General features: G+C 54.4%; 12 protein-coding genes and 1 riboswitch. Of the genes, 8 read left to right on the forward strand and 4 right to left on the reverse strand.

The features are described 5' to 3' along the window. On the reverse strand, window positions 1-923 hold a 923-nt coding region (locus HN413_12605; GenBank protein ID MBT3391238.1), incomplete at its 3' end, for an iron chelate uptake ABC transporter family permease subunit. Between the two features lie 40 nt (window positions 924-963). After that, window positions 964-1,179: riboswitch (cobalamin riboswitch) on the reverse strand. 133 nt (window positions 1,180-1,312) lie between these two features. Here HN413_12605 and HN413_12610 point away from each other — a divergent pair. The 4 genes from HN413_12610 to glpK are packed head-to-tail and all read left to right on the forward strand — an operon-like array spanning window position 1,313 to window position 6,206. Beyond that, entirely contained in the window at window positions 1,313-2,404 is a 1,092-nt protein-coding gene (locus HN413_12610; GenBank protein ID MBT3391239.1) for a PQQ-like beta-propeller repeat protein, read from the forward strand. A 31-nt stretch (window positions 2,405-2,435) separates the two neighbouring features. Continuing rightward, window positions 2,436-3,422 (forward strand): hypothetical protein, encoded by a 987-nt coding sequence (locus tag HN413_12615; protein ID MBT3391240.1) that lies wholly within the window; start codon window positions 2,436-2,438, stop codon window positions 3,420-3,422. Between the two features lie 28 nt (window positions 3,423-3,450). After that, window positions 3,451-4,686 carry a M20/M25/M40 family metallo-hydrolase gene (locus HN413_12620; GenBank protein ID MBT3391241.1) on the forward strand — a complete coding sequence of 412 codons (1,236 nt, stop codon included), beginning with the start codon at window positions 3,451-3,453 and terminating at the stop codon, window positions 4,684-4,686. A gap of 32 nt (window positions 4,687-4,718) precedes the next feature. Beyond that, window positions 4,719-6,206, forward strand: coding sequence for a glycerol kinase GlpK (gene glpK, locus HN413_12625; protein ID MBT3391242.1), 1,488 nt, complete (start codon window positions 4,719-4,721; stop codon window positions 6,204-6,206). 46 nt (window positions 6,207-6,252) lie between these two features. On the opposite strand, the gene nadB is transcribed toward glpK, so the two are convergent. The 3 genes from nadB to nadC form a co-directional block, all read right to left on the reverse strand. Then, window positions 6,253-7,866, reverse strand: coding sequence for an L-aspartate oxidase (gene nadB, locus HN413_12630; GenBank protein MBT3391243.1), 1,614 nt, complete (start codon window positions 7,864-7,866; stop codon window positions 6,253-6,255). A gap of 26 nt (window positions 7,867-7,892) precedes the next feature. Further along, complete coding sequence (gene nadA / locus HN413_12635) at window positions 7,893-8,924, reverse strand: quinolinate synthase NadA (GenBank protein ID MBT3391244.1); 1,032 nt, start codon at window positions 8,922-8,924, stop codon at window positions 7,893-7,895. Window positions 8,925-8,998: 74 nt separating this feature from the next. Continuing rightward, window positions 8,999-9,850: a carboxylating nicotinate-nucleotide diphosphorylase gene (gene nadC, locus HN413_12640; protein MBT3391245.1), complete on the reverse strand. Its 852-nt coding sequence runs from the start codon at window positions 9,848-9,850 to the stop codon at window positions 8,999-9,001. A 259-nt stretch (window positions 9,851-10,109) separates the two neighbouring features. Between nadC and HN413_12645 the strand changes: the two genes are divergently transcribed. The 4 genes from HN413_12645 to HN413_12660 all read left to right on the forward strand — a co-directional run bounded on the left by HN413_12645 (window position 10,110) and on the right by HN413_12660 (window position 19,850). Next, window positions 10,110-13,433, forward strand: a complete 3,324-nt coding sequence (locus tag HN413_12645) for a PAS domain S-box protein (GenBank protein ID MBT3391246.1) — start codon at window positions 10,110-10,112, stop codon at window positions 13,431-13,433. Beyond that, a complete protein-coding gene (gene glpA, locus HN413_12650) occupies window positions 13,433-16,441 on the forward strand; it encodes an anaerobic glycerol-3-phosphate dehydrogenase subunit A (GenBank protein ID MBT3391247.1) in 3,009 nt (1,002 codons plus the stop codon). The genes HN413_12645 and glpA overlap by 1 nt, the downstream gene beginning before the upstream one ends. Before the next feature lie 109 nt (window positions 16,442-16,550). Next, complete coding sequence (locus HN413_12655) at window positions 16,551-18,509, forward strand: hypothetical protein (GenBank protein MBT3391248.1); 1,959 nt, start codon at window positions 16,551-16,553, stop codon at window positions 18,507-18,509. Between the two features lie 42 nt (window positions 18,510-18,551). Beyond that, a complete protein-coding gene (locus HN413_12660) occupies window positions 18,552-19,850 on the forward strand; it encodes an anaerobic glycerol-3-phosphate dehydrogenase subunit C (protein MBT3391249.1) in 1,299 nt (432 codons plus the stop codon). Window positions 19,851-19,866 lie beyond the last annotated feature (16 nt).

Below are 19,866 nucleotides of genomic sequence, written 5' to 3' on the forward strand. Positions count from 1 at the left end.
ATAGAGAGCGGAATCAAGCGGCGATAATCGGCGCCCCAGATCATACGCACCAGATGCGGCACGATCAGGCCAATAAAGCCGATCACACCCGAAAAAGACACCGCTACGGCGGTAGTCAGCGAGGCCGTCACGATGATCAGAATTTTGGTGCGCTCCACTGATATTCCCAACTGCTGGGCCTGTTCCTCGCCGAACTGGAGTACATTGAGCCTGTGCCCGCTTAAAATTAGCATGATCACCCCCAGGGCCATATAAGGCAGCGAGGCTAATACCGGCTGCCATCCCGACATGGTTCCCCCTCCCAGCAAGAATGACAAGGCACGATGAATGCGGTCGTCGGAGTTTAGCATCAGGAAGGATGTCAGGGAGGAAGTGAATGTGCCTACTGCCACCCCGGCCAGAATCAATGTGGTCAACGGCACCAGGCCGCCCACGCGTGCCAGACTATACACCACCAAAATGGTGAGCAGCGCGCCTACAAAAGCCCCCACCGGAATCCAGTAATACCCCAGCAAGTTTTCCGGCCAATGCAACGCCATTGCCGCGACTGCACCCAAGCCCGCGCCAGATGCCACTCCGATGACATACGGATCTGCCAATGGGTTACGGAATAAACCCTGATATGCGGCTCCACTCCCCGCCAGCGCAGCGCCTGTGATCATAATCAGCGCGGCGTGCGGCAAGCGCACGCGCAAAATAATCGTCGCAAAAGCCTCCGGCCAATCCTGGAGAATATCCAGCCCCGGAATCTGTTCAATCAAAATTCGCAGCACGTTATTCGGGGAGATATATACGGCCCCTAAAGCAATACTGAAAATTAGCGCAAACAGGAGCGCAACAATATTCACAAAAAACGGTCGCGAGCGAATGAATTTTACGATAATAAAAAAACCTCCTGCTTCGAGGCGGAGGCTTTCGTGCACGATTTGCGTGCCAGCATTCCATAAAGCCTTCCTCGAGGTTGGGATCAAACGGAACCGAGGCGGGCGTCCTGGCTTGAATCAGTGGTCAGCGGTCAGTGGTCAGCAAAATATAATTACTGAAAACTGAATACTGATAACTGGCTCTTACAGTTGCGGGACAGCGCCGGACTTGCCTGCACACACTCAACAAGCTCACCGACTTCGCTTTTAAGCCCACCCATCCGGGGGTTAGGGCACCTCAGTCCATGGATATGCAATTGACAAATATTGTACCGCAGATTTTTTTACCGGCCATGAATAAGCACTCAGAAAGCACCTGACAATGCTCCTGTACGCGACCTGTATCCTGCGTTAAAATGAAGGTTGCTACGGAGTAAAAATCCCAAATCATGAAAAACAAAACGATTATTCTTCTTGCCCTCCTGACACTTATCATTAACGGAACAGGTTGCACTACCCAGACCCCCGAAGTTCACCTGAAGGTTGAATCCTTGCATGAAATATGGCATTTTGATGCCCAACAAAGGATTTTGCAGCCGCCAGTAAGTATTCACGAAATTGTCACCCTGATTACTGCAGGGCAAACACTGATCACCCTGGATGCAATATCTGGCGAAGAAAAATGGCGTCTGGATACTCCGGCGCAACTCTGGTCCGGCAGCCTCACCACCACCCTCGATGCTGTGACGCTGGCAGGCCAAGACGGGCGCGTCTTCGCGCTAAGCCAAAAGCGCGGCATCCCCGAATGGGAGATCGGCATCGGTGGCGAAGCTCAAACTGCCCCCCTGCTCGACCGCTATATCCTCTTCGTCAGCGCCACACCCTTCGAGAATAGCGCCCAAAATGCCATTGTATATGCACTAAATGCCGCTACAGGCGCGGGGTTATGGGAATTCGAATCTCGCAGCGCAAGCCTCACCCGGGCAGCGCGCGGCGGAGACTGGCTCTATGTGGGCAGCAGCACACCGGGCGATGCCACCCTCTATGCGCTTTCTGCCGCAGAAGGGACTCAACAATGGGCAAATCAAACCCTGGAAGGAAAGCTGCTCTTTATTACAGCAAATGCCGAAAGCGTCGTCGTCCACAACTCAGAGAATCAACTCACTGCGCTGGATGCAGCCACGGGCGAAATTCAATGGCAGGCGCAACCTGCGGAACCCCTCATCTGGATGCACATCGAGGACGATCTGCTCTTGCTCGCTGCCGAGAATCAGCTCATGGGGTGGCGCATCGACGACGGTTCCCCCCAATGGCAAGCTGACCTCGATTACCCCCTCATCACCCCTCCCATCTTGGATGATGCGCGGCTCCTGATCCTGATGGAAAACGGTGAACTGCGAGCCTACGCGGTCAGCACCGGAGAGCTTGAGTCCAGTTTCCAAAGTAAGATTGCCGCGCCAACCGGCATGACTATCAACGGCAACCGGATTTTTATTGTCAATCAACAAGGGCAGATTTTCGCCTTTGACAGCAACGAATAGTACCGCCATCCTGCCCAAGCGAGGAGCACACATGCCAACAAAAGAAAACCAGCCCGCCTCCGTAAACCTGCTTACCTTTCTGGTTGGGCATAGCCACTCTGCCTGGATGCAACTCACCGTCGGGCTGACGCTCAGCGCGCTGGTGCTGATCTCGGCTTCGATGGCTGTGCGCGGTCTGCCGATCAGACCCTATAAAGAGCAAGGCCTATGGATCATCGCTTTTCTGCTTTCGGCCTGGTTTTTCACTAAACCCGCACTCGAGGCTGTCGTAAAAAACCTGCAATCGTTGACAGACACCGCGGATGTAGAAGCGGCGCTCGCCCAATTTTCCGCGCCCAGACATCAGCGCATCGGATGGGCAATCTATGCGTTTGGGGCTGTGCTGGGCTTTTTGGAACATTTCCGCTTTCTATTCATCGAAGATACCCCGCTGCTGCATCATGTACTCTATTTCATTCTGGGGATACTAGTTTTTGCCGTGATTGCCGGTTATTTGCACACTACTTTTACCAGTGTGCGGTTAATCACTCATCTGGTGCAAAAAACGCGCCCCTCCAATGTATACGACCCATCGCCCTTTAAACCAGTCGCCCAATGGAGCCTGGCGATTTCGCTGACGATCATTGGTGTACTAACTCTGTCGGTGCTGGGTTCGGGCGAACTCCGTGCCGATCCGGTGCAATGGGGGGCGCGGATTTTCTTTCTCCTATTTGCCGGGGTTTCATTTTTTGCCGCCATGTGGAGTACCCACAAGGTGATGGCACAAAACAAGCAAAAAGAAATTGCACGGATAACTACTGTGCTGGCTGAACTCCACCAAGAATTGATGCAAGCCCTCGCCCAACGTCAGCTTGATGAGGTTAAATCGCTTGCCAACCTCAGCGACACTCTGAATACGCATAGAGCATCGCTGGAGGCCATTCAAGATTGGCCCTACACAACCCGAAATATCCGCAGTCTGATCGGCTCAGCCGTCATTCCGATTGCTATCAGCATCGTTAAAGCGTTTATTGATTAATCCTGACAGACAAACCTAATAGGCCAACATGCACACTGAACTCACAACCTACCTCGATGAACAACTCCCCAATTTTCTGGATATATTGCGCCGAATGGTCGCAATCAATAGCTATACTGGCAACCCCGAGGGGGTCAATCGCCTGGCAGACTTCACCGCCGAAATTTTCGCTCCGTTGGGTTTTCAGGCCCGGCGCGTGCAGGCAGAAAACCCGGACTACGGCAAGCATCTCATCCTAACTCGACCGGGCAGTTCGAAAAAGAAAATCGGCATGATCTCGCATCTGGATACGGTATTTCCACCCGATGAAGAGATCGCCAACGATTTCTGTTGGCACGAATCCCGCGACCGGTTGTATGGCCCAGGCACAAATGACATCAAGGGGGGCACGGTGATGATGCTGATGGTGCTGGAAGCTTTGCAAAAATTTGCGCCCAATGAATTCGATACCATCACCTGGGTGCTGCTGTTCAACGCCGCGGAGGAACGCCTCTCCCCTGATTTCGGTGGGCTTTGCCAAAAAGAATTGCCATCCGATACTCTGGCGGCGCTAGTTTTTGAGGCCGGGGTGCGCACCAAAACCGGCTTCCAATTGGTGACTGCCCGTAAAGGGCGCGCGACCTATAAGGTTGATGTGGAAGGAAAAGCATCACACGCCGGTTCAAGCCACCCCGAGGGCGCCAACGCCATTGTCCAGATGGCGCACACCGTACAGCAAATTGCCGCCCTGACCGATTATGCGCAAGACCTGACCTTCAACGTAGGCGCCATCTCAGGGGGCACGGTGGTCAACCGCGTGCCACACCAGGCTCAGGCCACCGTCGAGATGCGCGCTTTCTCCAAAGAAGTGTTTAACACAGGGGTTCAGAATATACTGGGTTTACAACATCAGACCCAGGTCTCCAATCACAATGGCAGCTACCACTGCTCGGTGGCAATCCAGCTCAGCGAGCAATCTGCACCCTGGCCGCAAAACGCAGGTACAGAAATGTTGCTCGCGGTATGGCAGGCCGCGGGGGACGACTTAGGCATTCCCGTGGAGCGCGAAGCGCGCGGCGGCCTGAGTGACGGCAACGCCATTTGGCACGCCATGCCCACTATTGATGGCCTGGGGCCATATGGCGCCAACGCGCATTGCTCCGAGCGCAGTCCCGACGGCAGCAAAGACCAGGAGTTTGCCAACAAATCTTCGTTTGTGCCGAAGGCGCTGTTGAACAGTATTGCGATCCTGAAACTGATCCAAGCAGAGAATTCATCCAAATAACGTCAGACGTCCGACGCAGCAAAGGAGGCATCATGTCGAAATATATCGCCGCCATCGACCAGGGCACCACCAGCACGCGTTGTATGCTCTTCAACCGTCGCGGGGAAGTCGTCAGCGTGGCCCAAAAAGAGCATAAACAAATTTATCCGCAGCCCGGCTGGGTGGAACATGATCCGCTCGAAATTTGGCAGCGAACGCAAGAAGTTGTCACGGAAGCGGTAAGTGGGCAGCCGTCAGCGGTTAGCGCGGTCGGCATTACGAATCAACGCGAAACCACTCTCGTCTGGAACCGCCACACCGGCCAACCCTACTATAACGCCATTGTCTGGCAAGACACGCGCACCAAAGAAATTTGCGACCAACTCGCCCAAGATGGCGGGCAAGACCGCTTCCGCGCCCAAACCGGCTTGCCCCTGGCGACCTATTTTTCCGGCCCAAAAATCAAATGGCTGCTCGACAACGTCGACGGCCTGCGCGCCGCCGCCGAAGCCGGGGAGGCCATTTTCGGCAATATGGATAGTTGGCTGATCTGGAACTTGACCGGCGCGCACGTCACCGATGTGACCAACGCCAGCCGCACGCTGTTGATGAATTTGGAAACCCTGGATTGGGACGACGAAATCTTGCAGATTCTCGACATCCCCAAGGCGATGCTGCCCAAAATCGTGCCGTCCAGCGACCCTGAAACCTGGGGGGCTACTGCGCCCGATGGCCCCTTCGGGGCGTCCATCCCCGTGTGCGGCGATCTGGGCGACCAGCAAGCCGCCCTCGTCGGCCAGACCTGTTTCAGCCCCGGCGAAGCCAAGAACACCTACGGCACGGGCTGCTTCATGCTGCTCAACACCGGAACAGAGATTATCCCCTCCAAAAGCGGCCTGCTGACCACACTCGGCTATCAATTTGGCGACCAACCGGCAGTCTACGCGCTGGAAGGTTCGATTGCCATCACCGGTGCGCTGGTGCAATGGCTGCGCGATAACCTGGGCATTATTCAATCTGCCGCCGAAGTGGAAACCCTGGCAAAAAGCGTTGACGATAGCGGCGGCATCTATTTTGTGCCCGCATTCTCGGGTTTGTTTGCCCCCTACTGGCGCTCGGACGCACGCGGTGCCATCGTCGGCATGACGCGTTACGTCAACAAGGGGCATATCGCCCGCGCCACCCTCGAAGCCAGCGCTTATCAGACCCGCGAAGTGCTCGATGCCATGCAGCAAGATTCTGGCGTTGAATTGAAAGCTCTCAAAGTGGATGGCGGTATGGTCGCCAACGAACTGCTGATGCAATTCCAGGCCGACATTCTCGGCGTGCCAGTGGTGCGCCCCGTCGTCGCCGAGACCACAGCCCTGGGCGCGGCCTACGCCGCCGGGCTGGCCATCGGTTTTTGGAAAACGCCCGAAGACTTGCGCGCCAACTGGCAAATTGCCAAAACCTGGCAGCCAAAGATGGCTGCAGGTACACGCGCCGAATTGTATACCGGATGGAAAAAGGCTGTCACGCGGACGTTTAACTGGGTGGAATAACCAAATACGGGGAACAGGCAAAAGCCGGTTATCCGTCTCCCACCCTCTATCCATCCACCCCATCTTCCCTATAATGATTCCCTCTGCTCACCAAATTCATACGGGCGGCACGCGCCACAATCAGTGCCGCCTGAGCGCTGTTGCGCAAACCGATCAGACCATCCGTCAGGCGCGATTTGCGGTAAAAATCTTCGATCGCCAGCCATAGATGCCGCAACTCACGCAAAGCGCGGCTTAAGCGATAATCACTGCGCACCAACCCCACATAGTGCCACATCAGGTTGCGGATGGTCTGCATATCGCCCTGGATCAGCGTGGGGTCAGTTTCATAGACTAGATTAGCAGTATCCCAGGGCGGAACATCGCGTTCAGCAACCCTATCGGGCGCAGGCAAATCCTGAATATGCCTGGCGGCGCGTGCTCCCCATACCAGCCCCTCCAACAGCGAAGTGCTTGCCAGCCGATTGGCTCCGTGTACGCCAGTGCAAGAAACCTCGCCCACAGCATACAGCCCAGGGATTGAAGTTTGCCCCCAGGTATCCACCAACACACCCCCGCAGAAATAATGCGCCGCCGGAACGACTGGAATAGGCCGCTCGGTGATGTCGATTTCCATCGTAAGGCAACGGGCATAAATCTGCGGGAAACGGGCTTTGATAGCCTCAGCATTCATGTGCGAGGCAATATCCAGCAGCATATAGTGATAATCGTTTTCGAGCATCTCCCAATAGATGGCGCGCGCCACGACATCGCGCGGGGCCAGGTCTTTCCATTGGGGGTCGTAGCGCTCCATAAATGGCTCTCCACTTGGAGTGAGCAAGATGCCCCCTTCCCCGCGCACAGCTTCACTAATCAGGAATTTTGTCGCTCCGGGCATGTGGAGAACTGTCGGGTGGAATTGGATATATTCCGCATTGATCACGCGCGCGCCCGCACGGTAGGCCATCGCCAGGCCATCGCCGCGCGCTCCGGGTGGGTTGCTGGTATTCAAGAAGATTTGCCCCAACCCGCCGGTTGCTAAAATCGTCTGCTGCGCCACGATCGGCCTGACCTGGCGCGAATCCTGATCGAAAACATAGGCGCCATGACACATAGGAGCCTGATAAACAGCCAGTGGATCACGCGCATGATGTGGAAAAGTCAACAAGTCCACGGCGGTTTCCCCGGTGAGCATCTGCACATTTGGGTGCTCGGAAAGCGTTGCCAGCAGGGCGCGCATAATGGCTTTGCCAGTTAAATCGCCAACGTGTAAAATGCGCCGCTCGGAATGCGCGGCTTCCAGGCCAAAAAGCAGTTCCCCATTCTTGCCGCGATCAAAGGGCACTTGAGCCTGCGCAATGAGCACAGCGCGCAGCAAATCGGGGCCTTCTTCGGCAAGCACCTGCACGGCGGGAGGATAACTAATGCCATCTCCAGCACGCAATACATCTTCGATTAAGGATTCAGGGGTATCCCCCAGGCCGCGCCCAACGATCCCCCCTTGCGCATATTGCGAATTCGAGTCGATCGCATCGTTGGCACGAGTAATAATGGTAATTTGACGCTGGCGATCTGCCGCTAATCGCAGCGCGGCGGTGGCTCCGGCGATCCCGCTGCCGATGATGAGGGTGTCGGTTTGGATGGGGGCGTCCGTCGTCGGTCGTCGGCCGGTCCTGAGCATGGGCGAAGGGTCATCGGTCATAATCGTCAGCCTATCGCGATCATGCGTTCAACGGCTTTGGCCGCTCGCAGGCGAATATCTTCGGAAACTTCGATGACATATTGGTCTTTTTGCAATGCTGCGAGCGTATCTTCCAGGGTGATCTCATTCATGTGCGGGCAGCGCACGCGGCACAAGCGCAGCATCTCTTTTTCGGGGTTGGCGGCGGCAATATTGTCGCCCATGGCGCATTCTGTCAGCAGTAGATAATTCGGGGCGTTGGTTTGCTCAATATAGTGAATCATGGCGGTGGTACTCGCCGAATAATCCGAGGCGTCCACCACCTCAGGGCTGCACTCCGGATGTGCCAGGATAACCACCTCGGGGTATTGGGCGCGAATATCTTCAATATCTTTGACCGTAAATTGCTCATGCACTTCACAGCGTCCGTGCCAGCCAATCATCTGATAATCCAGGTTGGGGTCTGCGCCTGTTTTTAGCTTTGATGGAAAAATGATATGCTTACCGGTCTCTTTGGCGACATTGCCTGCCAGGTATTCATCGGGCAAAAAGATGACGGTTTCGCTCTCCAACGATTCGACCACAGCTTTGGCATTGCCCGATGTGCAACAAATATCGCTCTCAGCCTTGACATCGGCATAGGTGTTGACGTAGGTGACTACTGGCACGCCGGGGAATTGAACACGGAGCTGGCGGACGTCCTCGGCGGTGATACTGGAGGCCAGAGAACAGCCTGCCTTTTTAGCGGGTAACAGCACTGTCTTCTCCGGGTTGAGAATCTTGGCCGTCTCGGCCATGAAGCGCACGCCGCAGAAAACGATAATGTCTTTGTCGGTCTGGGCGGCAATACGGCTCAATCCCAGCGAATCGCCCACAAAATCGGGGATGGAATGAAACAGAGCCGGTTCCATATAATTGTGCCCAAGTATGACAGCATTTTTCTCGACCTTTAGTTTATTAATCTCGTAAGCAATTTCGGCCTTGATATGTATTTCGGGTTCAGGGACAACATGCTTGAGTTTAGCTTGCATTTCTTGCAAAAAGGTTTCGTAGGGCATTTTTGGCTCCAGTAAGGTGTTTGACGGCGGACAACGCGGACGGCAGACCGCGGTCGGCGGTCATCGGTCTGCCGTCATCCAATTCGCATACTGACATCCAGCGCCGGGGCGGAGTGCGTCAACGCGCCAACGGAGATGAAGTCTACCCCAGTTTCGGCAATTGCGCGCACGGTTTCGAGAGATACATTGCCGGAGGCCTCCAGCGGCACACGGCCGGCAGCCATCGTTACAGCCTGACGCATTGTTTCGAGAGGCATATTATCGAGCATGATGCGGTCGGGGGTTAGTTTCAGACTTTCGTCGAGTTCAGCCAGATTCTTAACTTCAACTTCGATGGGGTATTGATCGCCAAATCTCGCGCGCGTGCGCGCGATCGCAGCGGTGATGCTCCCCGCGCCGTCGATGTGATTATCTTTGATGAGTACCATATCGTACAAACCCATGCGATGATTTTGCCCGCCGCCCATGCACACGGCATATTTATCGAACAGGCGCAAGCCGGGCGCGGTTTTACGCGTATCCAGGATCACAGCATTGCTTCCAACGACTCGATCCACATATTGCCGCGTCAGTGTGGCGATCCCCGACATACGCCCCAAATAGTTGAGGGCAGCACGCTCGGCGGTCAGCAACGCGGCCCCGGGACCACTTACTTCGGCAAGGAGCGTACCCGCGACGACCCGGTCGCCATCGGCGCAATGGCTGGCAAATTCTATCTTAGGTTCAACCAAAGCAAAAATGGCTGTTGCAACATCGAGCCCAGCGACCACCCCCTGAGCCTTGGCGCGGATCTCCCCACTGAGGGATGCATCCAACTTTAAAGTTGCCACGCTGGTCACATCGCCTTGCACAAATTCCGGGAAAATAGTGTTAAAATCTACTATCGTTGTCAGGTCTTCCAACAAGCACATTTGCAGGCTCTGCATCGCCAATGGATGTTGCAATGCAGCGGGCAATAACGCTTCGACAGCTTTTAAGCGACCCTTTCGATTCAGGTTTTCCATAAAGACTCCTGTTAAGCCTATCATCGGTTTTGCGAGAAAGGCTATATGCTGCCATTATATCAATTTGCTAGAAAATACCGATTAAATTATACTAATGGAGTTGATGTCATAATCTCCAGGTTTTATCGTAATCCATAAAAGTTAATTTTCAAGCACTCTATCGATTTATTTAATCGACCTAATGTCAAACTGGCACCAATTCTCATTTACAATTACGCTATTATTTGCCGCGAGCTTATCGATTGTGATTAGCTACTATGCCTGGTATCGCCGCAATGTTCCAGGGGCGCGGTACCTGGCCATGCTCATGCTGGCAATTGCCTTCTGGTCGCTGGCCTATGCGTTTGAGATCTCAGCGCTGGGGGGAGAAGATACCGTTTTCTGGGGCGCAATTTCATATATCGGTATACATAGTGTACCCCCAACCTTTTTAATGCTCTCGCTGGTGTATAGCCAACGCACCCATTGGCTTACTCGCCGGAATATGATTCTATTGTGGATCATCCCCGTCGCTACGATCCTGGCCGCTCTCACAAATGAATACCACCATTTAATTTGGACGGGTTTCAGTACCAGCGATTTGGAACCTTTTCTGGTGGTATACCATTATGGGCCGGGGTTTGCCATTGGCACGGGCTATGCCTATAGCTTGTTCGTGTTATCGGTTATCAATTTGTTATGGGCTGCGATTATTATGCCAAAGGGGTATCGGCGGCGCATTATCGCAATTTTGCTGGCTTCGTTCATTCCCTGGGTGGTTAATGTTGCCTATATTTTTAAAATTGATCCCTTCCCGGGCCGCGATATCACCCCAATCACTTTCCTCCTGACCGGCCTCATCATCAGTTGGAGTATCTTGCGGCATAAATTACTGGATCTAACGCCAATTGTACGCAGCAAACTCGTCGATGCGATCAGTGATGCGGTCATCGTTGTCGACCATCAATATATCATCAGCGATCTCAACCAGATCGCTCAATCGATTATTCAGATTAAATCTTCTATGGCGATCGGCCAGTCCGCTGAAAAAATTCTGGCATATTGGCCGAGTCTTCAGTCACGCTTCCGCTCAAGCGAGGATATTCCCACGGAAGTTAAACACATCACTGACGTGCGCGGCCGTTGGTATGAACAACGCGTGTATCCTCTACGCGAAGATCGCGAGACCACGCAGGGTTGGCTGATTCTTCTGCGTGATATTTCGGAAGAGCGCGAATTAGAGGCCGCACTGCGCGCCAGCGAAGAATTGTATCGCAATGTTACCGAGCAAGCCAATGATGGCATTGCCATCTTGCAAGATAATGCGATTAAATACTGTAATCCACAATTGGCCGATATGCTGGGTGTTCATCCCGAAGAAGTTGCAGGGAGGCCATTTATCGAATTCTTTCCACCTGATCAAGTGGAAATGGTAAAAGACAGACATATCCAGCGACTCCGGGGGGAGAAAGTTCCTTCAAAATATGAAACTGCCTTGCTTCACCAATCAGGGCGACGCGTCCCCGTCGAGGCCAATGTGAGCGTGATGGAGCTGGATGGCAAACCGGCTGTTTTGACCATCGCGCGTGACATCAGTGAGCGCCTCAAAGCCGAGAGCGAAATCAGCCGCCTGGCCGCTGTGGTCACTCAGGCAGGGGAAACCGTGATGATCACAGACCTCAATGGAGCGATTGAGTATGCCAATCCTCAATTTGAATTAACAACCGGGTATACGATTGATGAAGTATTGGGGAAAAATCCCCGGATGCTAAAAAGCGGCCTCCGGGATGATGTTTTCTATGCAAACCTCTGGAATACGATTAGCCGTGGGAAAACCTGGAAGGGGAATTTCATCAATAAACGTAAAGGCGGCAGCCTTTATCACGAAGCCGCGGTGATTTTCCCGATTAAAGATCGGGAGGGAACCATCACCCATTATGCAGCCGTCAAGCGCGATATTACAGAAGAAGTACAGGCAAAAGACGAACTGGAAGCCTATGCCCGTCAACAGCGGTTGCTCAACGAAATCACTCGTTCGGGCATTGAGGCCGCCAATCTGGAAGAAACCATTCACGCACTTTCATCCAGGCTCATACAATTATTAAATGCCGATTACTGTTCAATTTTGGTGTGGGAACGCCATCAGGAAAAATCAACCTTCATTGCCCGCGCCAAGTCCGGGACACAGACTTTGCAACTGGATAGTGTTGAAAATAAACTCTCTGAAATCACGCTAACAAACAATCAGCCTCTCATTATCGAAAACCTGGAAAATACACCCCATTTCACCAAAGATGAAACTCAGGATACCCTGCTTCAATCCCTGATTGCGCTCCCGCTCGTCTACAATGAAGAAAAATTCGGCATGGTGACGCTTGCCTTTTTCCATTCCCGCCAATTCACACTCGAAGAAACCTTATCGGTTGAACAAGCTATTAACCAAATTGCCCTGGTTATTCGAAACACACAATTGCTCGAAACAACACACCAGCGCGCCACGGAAGCTGAAACCCTCCGGCAAGCTGGAATCGCAGTGGCCTCAACCTTGCGCCTTGATGAGGCCATCGAGCGCATTTTACTCCAGTTCAGCCGTGTAGTTCCTTATGATAGCGCTTCGGTACAACTCTTAAAAAACAATGAGCTTGAGATCGTTGGGCAACATGGCTTCGAGAACCCCGATGCTGTTATTGGAATGCGTTTCCCGGTTCACGAAGACAACCCCAACAGTATTACCGTTGATGGACGCAAAACGTATATTATCAAAGATGCACCCCAGGTATACGATCAATTCCGCAAAAAACCTCACAACCACATTCGCGGCTGGATGGGTGTCCCCCTGATTGTGCAGGATCGTCTGATTGGAATGTTGGCCCTCGATAGCAAACATCCAGGAAAATTTAATAACGAACATGCCCGCCTGGCAACCGCCTTTGCAACGCAGGTAGCCATTGCACTCGAAAATGCGCGTCTTTATGAAGAGACCCACCGGTTGGCGATTTATGATGGACTGACCAATCTTTACAGTCGCCGCTATTTCATGAACCTTGCCCAACAAGAATATCAACGCGCATGTCGTTACCAACATCATCTCTCGATCATCATGCTCGACCTGGACCATTTCAAAGATGTAAATGATACCTATGGGCACCTGGCAGGCGATCAGGTACTCCGCGATGTTGCCCAGATCTGTCAGGCCAGCCTGCGCGAAACCGATATCATCGGGCGTTACGGAGGTGAGGAATTTGTCATCCTGCTGCCTGAAACACCCGGAATTCGACTTGGAGAAGAAAAAACCGCCGAAATACTCGATTCAACGGCCAAATATGTCGCCGAACGATTGCGGCAGGGGGTCGCCGATCTGATTACGAGTTCCCCCCGCGGCGACATCAGGGTTACAATCAGCCAGGGCATCGTTGAACTCACCAGCACGGACGAAACCATCGACACGCTGCTTGACCGCGCCGATACCGCCCTTTATATTGCCAAACAAAGAGGCCGCAACCAATATGTTGTCTGGAATGAGTAGTGAAAACCATTCAAACTGAGATCCTCGTCATCGGTGGAGGCGCAACCGGCACGGGCGTGCTACGTGATCTGGCAATGCGCGGTTTTGCATCCATTCTGATTGAAGCACGCGATCTCGCTCACGGCACCACAGGCCGCTTTCATGGCCTGCTTCATAGTGGCGGACGCTACGCCGTCAAAGACCCCCAGGCCGCGCGCGAGTGTATTGAAGAGAATCAAATTCTCCGACGGATCATGCCCCAGTGTATCGAAGATACCGGGGGCTTTTTTGTACTTACGCCGTGGGATGAACCGGGCTACGCGGACTCCTTTCGGCGTGGTTGCCATCAAGCAGGGATTCCTGTCGAGAGGCTTTCACCAACCCAAATGCTGGCCGAGGAGCCATTACTCAACCCAAAGATCACCCACTGCTACCGCGTCCCCGATGCCGCCATAGACTCCTTCGCCGCCGCGCATGCCAACGTCGCTTCGGCGAAAGCATATGGGGCACGCGTGTTCCCGTATCACGAAGTGACACAACTACTGACGGATGACGGAAGACAGGAAACCGGCTCCATCCCCCGTCATATCACTGGCGCGCTCTGTCGTGATCTCATCGCCGACCAGGCCGTTACCATTCACGCCGATCTGGTCATCAACGCCGCCGGAGCCTGGGCTGGTAAAATTGCTGCCAGCGCGGGGATCGAAATCGCCATGCGCCCCGGCAAAGGCACCATGCTCGCCGTTAGCCACCGTGTGGTCAATACCGTCATCAACCGCTGCAAAATGCCATCCGACGGCGATATTCTCGTCCCTGCGCATACCGTAGCCGTGATGGGCACCACCGACCAACAAGTCCCCGACCCCGATCATTTTGCCATTGAACCCTGGGAAGTTGAACTCATGCTCGAAGAAGGCGAGAAAATACTCCCCGGCTTCAAGGATTTGCGCATCTTACGCGCCTGGGCCGGGGTGCGCCCGCTGTACCAGGAAACCAAAACCGACCAATCGCGCGATATTACACGCTCATTTGTGCTGCTCGACCACGCGGCACGCGATCACACCCCGGGGATGCTGACCATCACCAGCGGAAAATGGACCACCTACCGCAAAATGGCACAAGCAACTGTAGATTTGGCCTGCCAAAAATTGGGTACGCAGCGCGAGTGCCGCACACATCTGGAAGAACTGCCGACGGAAGCGGGAATACAGCAGGCTGGCTCCAACTATCACAATCTCGGCCAGCGCCTCGCCGAGATTGAATCGCACCACGCTCAGGGCCAACTGATCTGCGAATGCGAGCTCGCCACCCGCGCCGACATTGAGCGAGCCATTCTCGCCGGGGAAGCTAAAACTCTGGATGACATCCGCCGGGACGTACGCCTGGGGATGGGGCCTTGCCAGGGCGGATTTTGCACCCTACGCGCGGCAGGCATATTACATCAGTATGCAAAAACCCGCATGGGGCATTCGGTCGAAGAAACAAATGTTGCCCTGCGTGATTTCCTCGAAGAACGCTGGAAAGGTGTATTGCCCGTATTATGGGGCAAGCAGCTTCAGCAGGAACGATTTAACGAATTAATTTATTTGAATGTACTCAATATCGACACATTGCCAGGGCCAAAATCTTCACGCCTGGCAGCACAGTCGTACGAAGACGGAAGCCGGAATACGGAAGACGGGAAAGGACACGACCGACAACCCCAAAATAGTAAATCGCTCCGGACATCGGTCGTCGGGCATCCGTCCGATGTCATCGTCATTGGCGCAGGTCTTTCTGGCCTCACCGCGGGCTGGTTGGCTGCGAGCCGTGGATTGAAAACCAAAGTCATCGCCAAGGGTTGGGGAGCCACACACTGGGCATCAGGTTGCATCGATGTGCTGGGTTATATTCCCGGCGAAATCTCAACTCTAGTTACGAATCCCGCTTCTGCCGCGGAAGAATTAATCGCCGCCAACCCACAGCACCCCTATGCGCGGGCAGGCCTTGAGGCGCTGGCCGCGGCGCTTGAAGAATTGCAAGCCATCTGCCAGCAAAGCGGGTATCCGCTGCATGGCTCACTGGAAGAAAATTGGCTGCTCCCAACAGTCATCGGCGCCGCGCGGCCTACTTGCCTTGCGCCAGAAACGATGATCGCTGGTGACTTACGCACAAATGACCCGATGTTGTTGGTCGGCTTCGAGGGGTATCACGATTTTTATCCGCACTTTGCCGCGGCCAACCTGCAAGCGCAAGGCTTCGCAGCACGAGCGATCATGCTCCCAATTCCGGTAAGTTTGCAACGCCAGCGCATCGATACATTGGTTCTGGCCCGCGCCTTCGATGATGCAGAATTTCGCCAGCAGGTTATCGAATCGATCAAGCCACATCTGGGTGATGCCGCTCGCATAGGATTCGCGGCAGTATTGGGATTGCACGATGCACTTCGGGCAACGCGGGAACTGGAATATGGCCTGGGGCGTAGAATTTTCGAAATTCCGGGGCTGCCCCCCTCGGTTCCAGGGATGAGGCTCCAGCGCATCTTAGTACAGGCCATTCGCCGGGCCGGGGGCGGAGTCTATGACGGTATCGAAGTAATTGGAATGCTCGAAAATGGAAGACAGAAGACAGAAAACACCGGTCAGCGAGTAGCTGTCGAAGCCGTCCTATCAAAATCTGCTTCACGCCTCACATCTCATGCCGCGGGGCACTTCGTCCTCGCCACAGGCGGCATCTTGGGCGGCGGCATTCAAACAGACCATACTGGCTATGCGCAAGAAACGATTTTCAATCTATCCGTCGCTGCCTCGCCCCATCGAAATGAGTGGTTACAGCGCGCTTTTGCCCATCCTGACGAACACGCCATTTTCAGCGCTGGGGTTCGCGTAGACACAGATTTTTGCACAGACTACCCCAACCTGTTCGCTATCGGCGGGGGGCTGGGCGGCGCCGATTGTGTGCGCCAGAAAACGCGTGAGGGCGTGGCCCTGGTCAGCGCCTATCGGGCTGTGCAGCAAATTCTTGCCGAAAAAACTAAAGCCAAAATATGAGCAAAAACCTACCACTGAGACACGAAGTTTACAGAGTTTTCTCGATGAAGAGATATAGATTCTCCGTGCGCTGTGTGTACTCTGTGGTGAGATTTAAAGGAAAAAGATCATGAATCGCTTCTGGAGTTTACTTGTACTCATCGCCACTCTGCCACTGCTGGCATTCAACCACGCCGCCGAAGTCACGCCGCTTACCAGCCTAGGCAAAGGCACCCTCAGCGATGTCGTCTGGTCGCCAGATGGCAGCACCCTCGCCGTTAGTGGCTCAAACGGAATTTATATCTATGATGCCGAAACGCTGACTGAATTGCGCCATATTGAGGCCGGGCCGCTGATTACCAGCATCGCCTATAACCCCGATGGTACACTGCTGGCCGCAGGCAGCGCCGATGAAATTTTTGCCCGCCAGGAAAGCTGGCGGCGCTACAGCCCGTGGGGCAGCGAAAACAATTTCGTTTATGTTTTTAATGCTGTTAGCGGTGAACAACTGGCCGCGCTCGAATGCGGCGACAGCTATCTCACCCGCGTGCAGTTCAGCCCAGACGGGCAACTGCTCGCCGCCGCCAGCATGTACCCCGACGATAATGGCATTCGCGTATGGGAAACCCCCACAGTTCTGGCAGGTGAAACTACGCCGCTTTACCGTTTCAAGGAACACACCCGCGGCGTCTTTGGCCTCGATTTCAGCCCCGATGGGCGCCTGCTGCTCAGCGGCGCGGGCGATAATTCTGCACGTCTATGGAACCTTGCCACCGGGCAATTGGAAAGCTTATTGATGTATCGCGTCTCAGCCAAGCTGATTGTGCTGGATGTAGATTTCAACCCGCTCGATAATGGCATCGTCGCGCTGGCCGCGGGGGAATATAAACACCAGATTCCTCATCCAGTGTTGGAGATTTGGGATGCCAACACGAGTACGCTGCGTTTTAATTTGGAGGGGCACACCAGCGACGTGGAAGCCGTAGTGTTCAGCCCCAATGGGCAGATACTTGCCTCCGGGGGTGGTACGCCCGATAATGACATCCTTTTATGGGATTCTGCAACCGGAACCTTGCGCCACACCCTGAGTGGGCATCGCGCGGGCGTGCACGGGCTGGCCTTCAGCCCTGATGGTATGATTCTAGCCTCCATCGGCTGGGACGCAACCTTGCGGCTTTGGGATGTCGCCAACGGCCAGCAGCTCAGGGCGCTCGAATCGCACACCAGTTCCGTCTGGAGCGCGGCCATACACCCCGATGGCGACTGGCTGGCAAGCGGCGGCGATGATGGTTTGGTGCATATTTGGGGTGCCGCGGGCGAAAAAATAGCCACATTCAACGCGGCCACCAACCGCGTCACCGCGCTGGCAATCAACCCGGTTGGTAGCGAAATCGCCCTCGCCGCCGACCAACCCGAAGCCAGCATCCAGATTTGGGATACAGAACTCGGCCTCCAGCTCTACAATTTAAGCGGACACACCACCTTCGCACAAGTCGCCGCCTACAGCCCCGATGGGCGTTGGCTGGCAACCGGCGGCTCATTGGGCGATAATTCCGTCATCGTCTGGGATACTCTCAGCCGAGAAATTGCCTATCAATTTCCAGACCAAACACGCTCGGTTAAGAGTCTGGTTTTTGGCCCGGATGATATACTCATCACCGGCGACGGACGCGGAACCATCCGAATGTGGGATTTGAACAACGGCGAGCCTATCCAAACCCTGGAAGGCCACACTTGCGCCGTCAACGCATTGGCAGTCAATCCAACGGGTGAAATACTGGCATCGGGGGGTTGCGACAAGAGTGTGATATTCTGGAATCTCCCCAACGGAGAAACCCTAAGCCGCACAGATGGATTCGCTGCTCCGATAACCCATCTGAGTTTCGATGCCGCGGGCAACCAACTCATCGCCAGCGATGATGAAGGTCAACTCTGGCAGCTCAATTCTGACACAGGTGACAGTACATCACTCGGTCAGTTTGATCAGCCCGAAATCCAGTTTATTCAACCCAACCCCAATGGCGGATTCTGGTTTGCCAACGGCAGCGCCAGCGGCGTGCTGGATGTTTGGCAAATTCAGCAAGAATAGAACACAGTTTCATGTCTTCCTAATGGAAACGCAACAGAACGCATGTATAATCAACCCGTAGAACTGACCCTCGACCAATGCATTAAGTGCAATATTTGCGTTTCGGCCTGCCCGGTTGCCGCGGTCAACGACCTGTTCCCCGGCCCCAAGTACGCCGGGCCGCAAGCCGGGCGTTTCCGCAAACCAGCGCAGCCCACACCCGACTATTCTGTGGATTATTGCAGCGGCTGCCGGGTATGTAATATGGCCTGCCCCAACGGGGTTAAGATCGCCGAGATGAATGCGCGTGCCCGCCATACAATGGTCAGCCAGGGCAAAGTGCCGCCCATTCAACGCCTGCGCAATAATCTCATCGCCCGCACTGAGTTGTTGGGTAATCTGGCGCAACCCATCGCCCCGCTTTCGAATATATTGCTCAGCAACCCACTGGTGCGGGGACTCACCGAATACATGCTGGGCATTGCGAAAGATGCCTATTTCCCGCCCTTTACTCGGCAGCGCTTTTCGCGCTGGTGGCATAAACGCCCCCCCTCACCCCTCAACCCCTCTCTCGCTGGGAGAGGGGTTGGGGGCAAGGGAAAACAGGTCGTCTTTTTCCACGGCTGCGCTACGGAATATTATGAGCCGCGCGTTGGACGTGCGGCCATCCACATTCTGGAGGCCAACGGCTTTGAGGTCATCATCCCGCCACAGAATTGCTGCGGACTCCCGCTGCTCTCCAACGGAGAATTTGACGCAGCGCGCCAATATCATCAGAATAACGTCAACCAACTTGTGGAATATGCCCGGCGGGGGATTCCAATTATTGGCACATCCACAAGCTGCACGCTGACATTGAAGGAAGAAGCCCCAGAATTGCTCGACATGTTCGATGCCGATACTCGCCTGGTTGCCGAAATTACTTACGATTTCAACGAATTCTTACTCGGCTTACTGGCTACTGACAAACTGGTTACTGAATCACTACGTCCTATTCCCTTGCGATTGGCCTACCACCAACCCTGCCAGTACCGCGCCCACGGCATCGGCAGCCCGGCGGTTGAAATTTTGCATCTGATCCCCGAATTGCAGATTGAAGAGAGTCATGCCGATTGCTGCGGTATCGCCGGGACGTATGGCTACAAAAAAGAAAAATATGCTACCAGCATGGCCGTCGGGCAAGCGCTATTTGATTTCGTGCTGGATATCGGTGGGCCAGTAGCGGTGTGTGATAGTGAAACCTGTCGCTGGCAGATTACCCACGGCACAAAACTGCCTGCTATTCACCCGGTGGAATTGCTGGCCTATGCGTATGGCTACGAAACTGAGGGCGCATTAGCCGATGTGTTGGTAAAATCCTAAGGGTTTACCAAGTCTA

It is taken from the genome of Chloroflexota bacterium, from assembly GCA_018648225.1.
Classification (GTDB): Bacteria; Chloroflexota; Anaerolineae; order Anaerolineales; family UBA11858; genus NIOZ-UU35.

Excerpts from the sequence above, each read along its gene's own strand:
- HN413_12645 (MBT3391246.1), top strand. The coding sequence starts at position 10,110 with ATGTCAAACTGGCACCAATTCTCATTTACAATTACGCTATTATTTGCC.
- HN413_12655 (MBT3391248.1), top strand. The coding sequence starts at position 16,551 with ATGAATCGCTTCTGGAGTTTACTTGTACTCATCGCCACTCTGCCACTG.
- nadC (MBT3391245.1), bottom strand. The coding sequence starts at position 9,850 with ATGCAGAGCCTGCAAATGTGCTTGTTGGAAGACCTGACAACGATAGTA.
- HN413_12610 (MBT3391239.1), top strand. The coding sequence starts at position 1,313 with ATGAAAAACAAAACGATTATTCTTCTTGCCCTCCTGACACTTATCATT.
- HN413_12615 (MBT3391240.1), top strand. The coding sequence starts at position 2,436 with ATGCCAACAAAAGAAAACCAGCCCGCCTCCGTAAACCTGCTTACCTTT.
- nadB (MBT3391243.1), bottom strand. The coding sequence starts at position 7,866 with ATGCTCAGGACCGGCCGACGACCGACGACGGACGCCCCCATCCAAACC.
- glpK (MBT3391242.1), top strand. The coding sequence starts at position 4,719 with ATGTCGAAATATATCGCCGCCATCGACCAGGGCACCACCAGCACGCGT.
- nadA (MBT3391244.1), bottom strand. The coding sequence starts at position 8,924 with ATGCCCTACGAAACCTTTTTGCAAGAAATGCAAGCTAAACTCAAGCAT.
- HN413_12660 (MBT3391249.1), top strand. The coding sequence starts at position 18,552 with ATGTATAATCAACCCGTAGAACTGACCCTCGACCAATGCATTAAGTGC.
- HN413_12620 (MBT3391241.1), top strand. The coding sequence starts at position 3,451 with ATGCACACTGAACTCACAACCTACCTCGATGAACAACTCCCCAATTTT.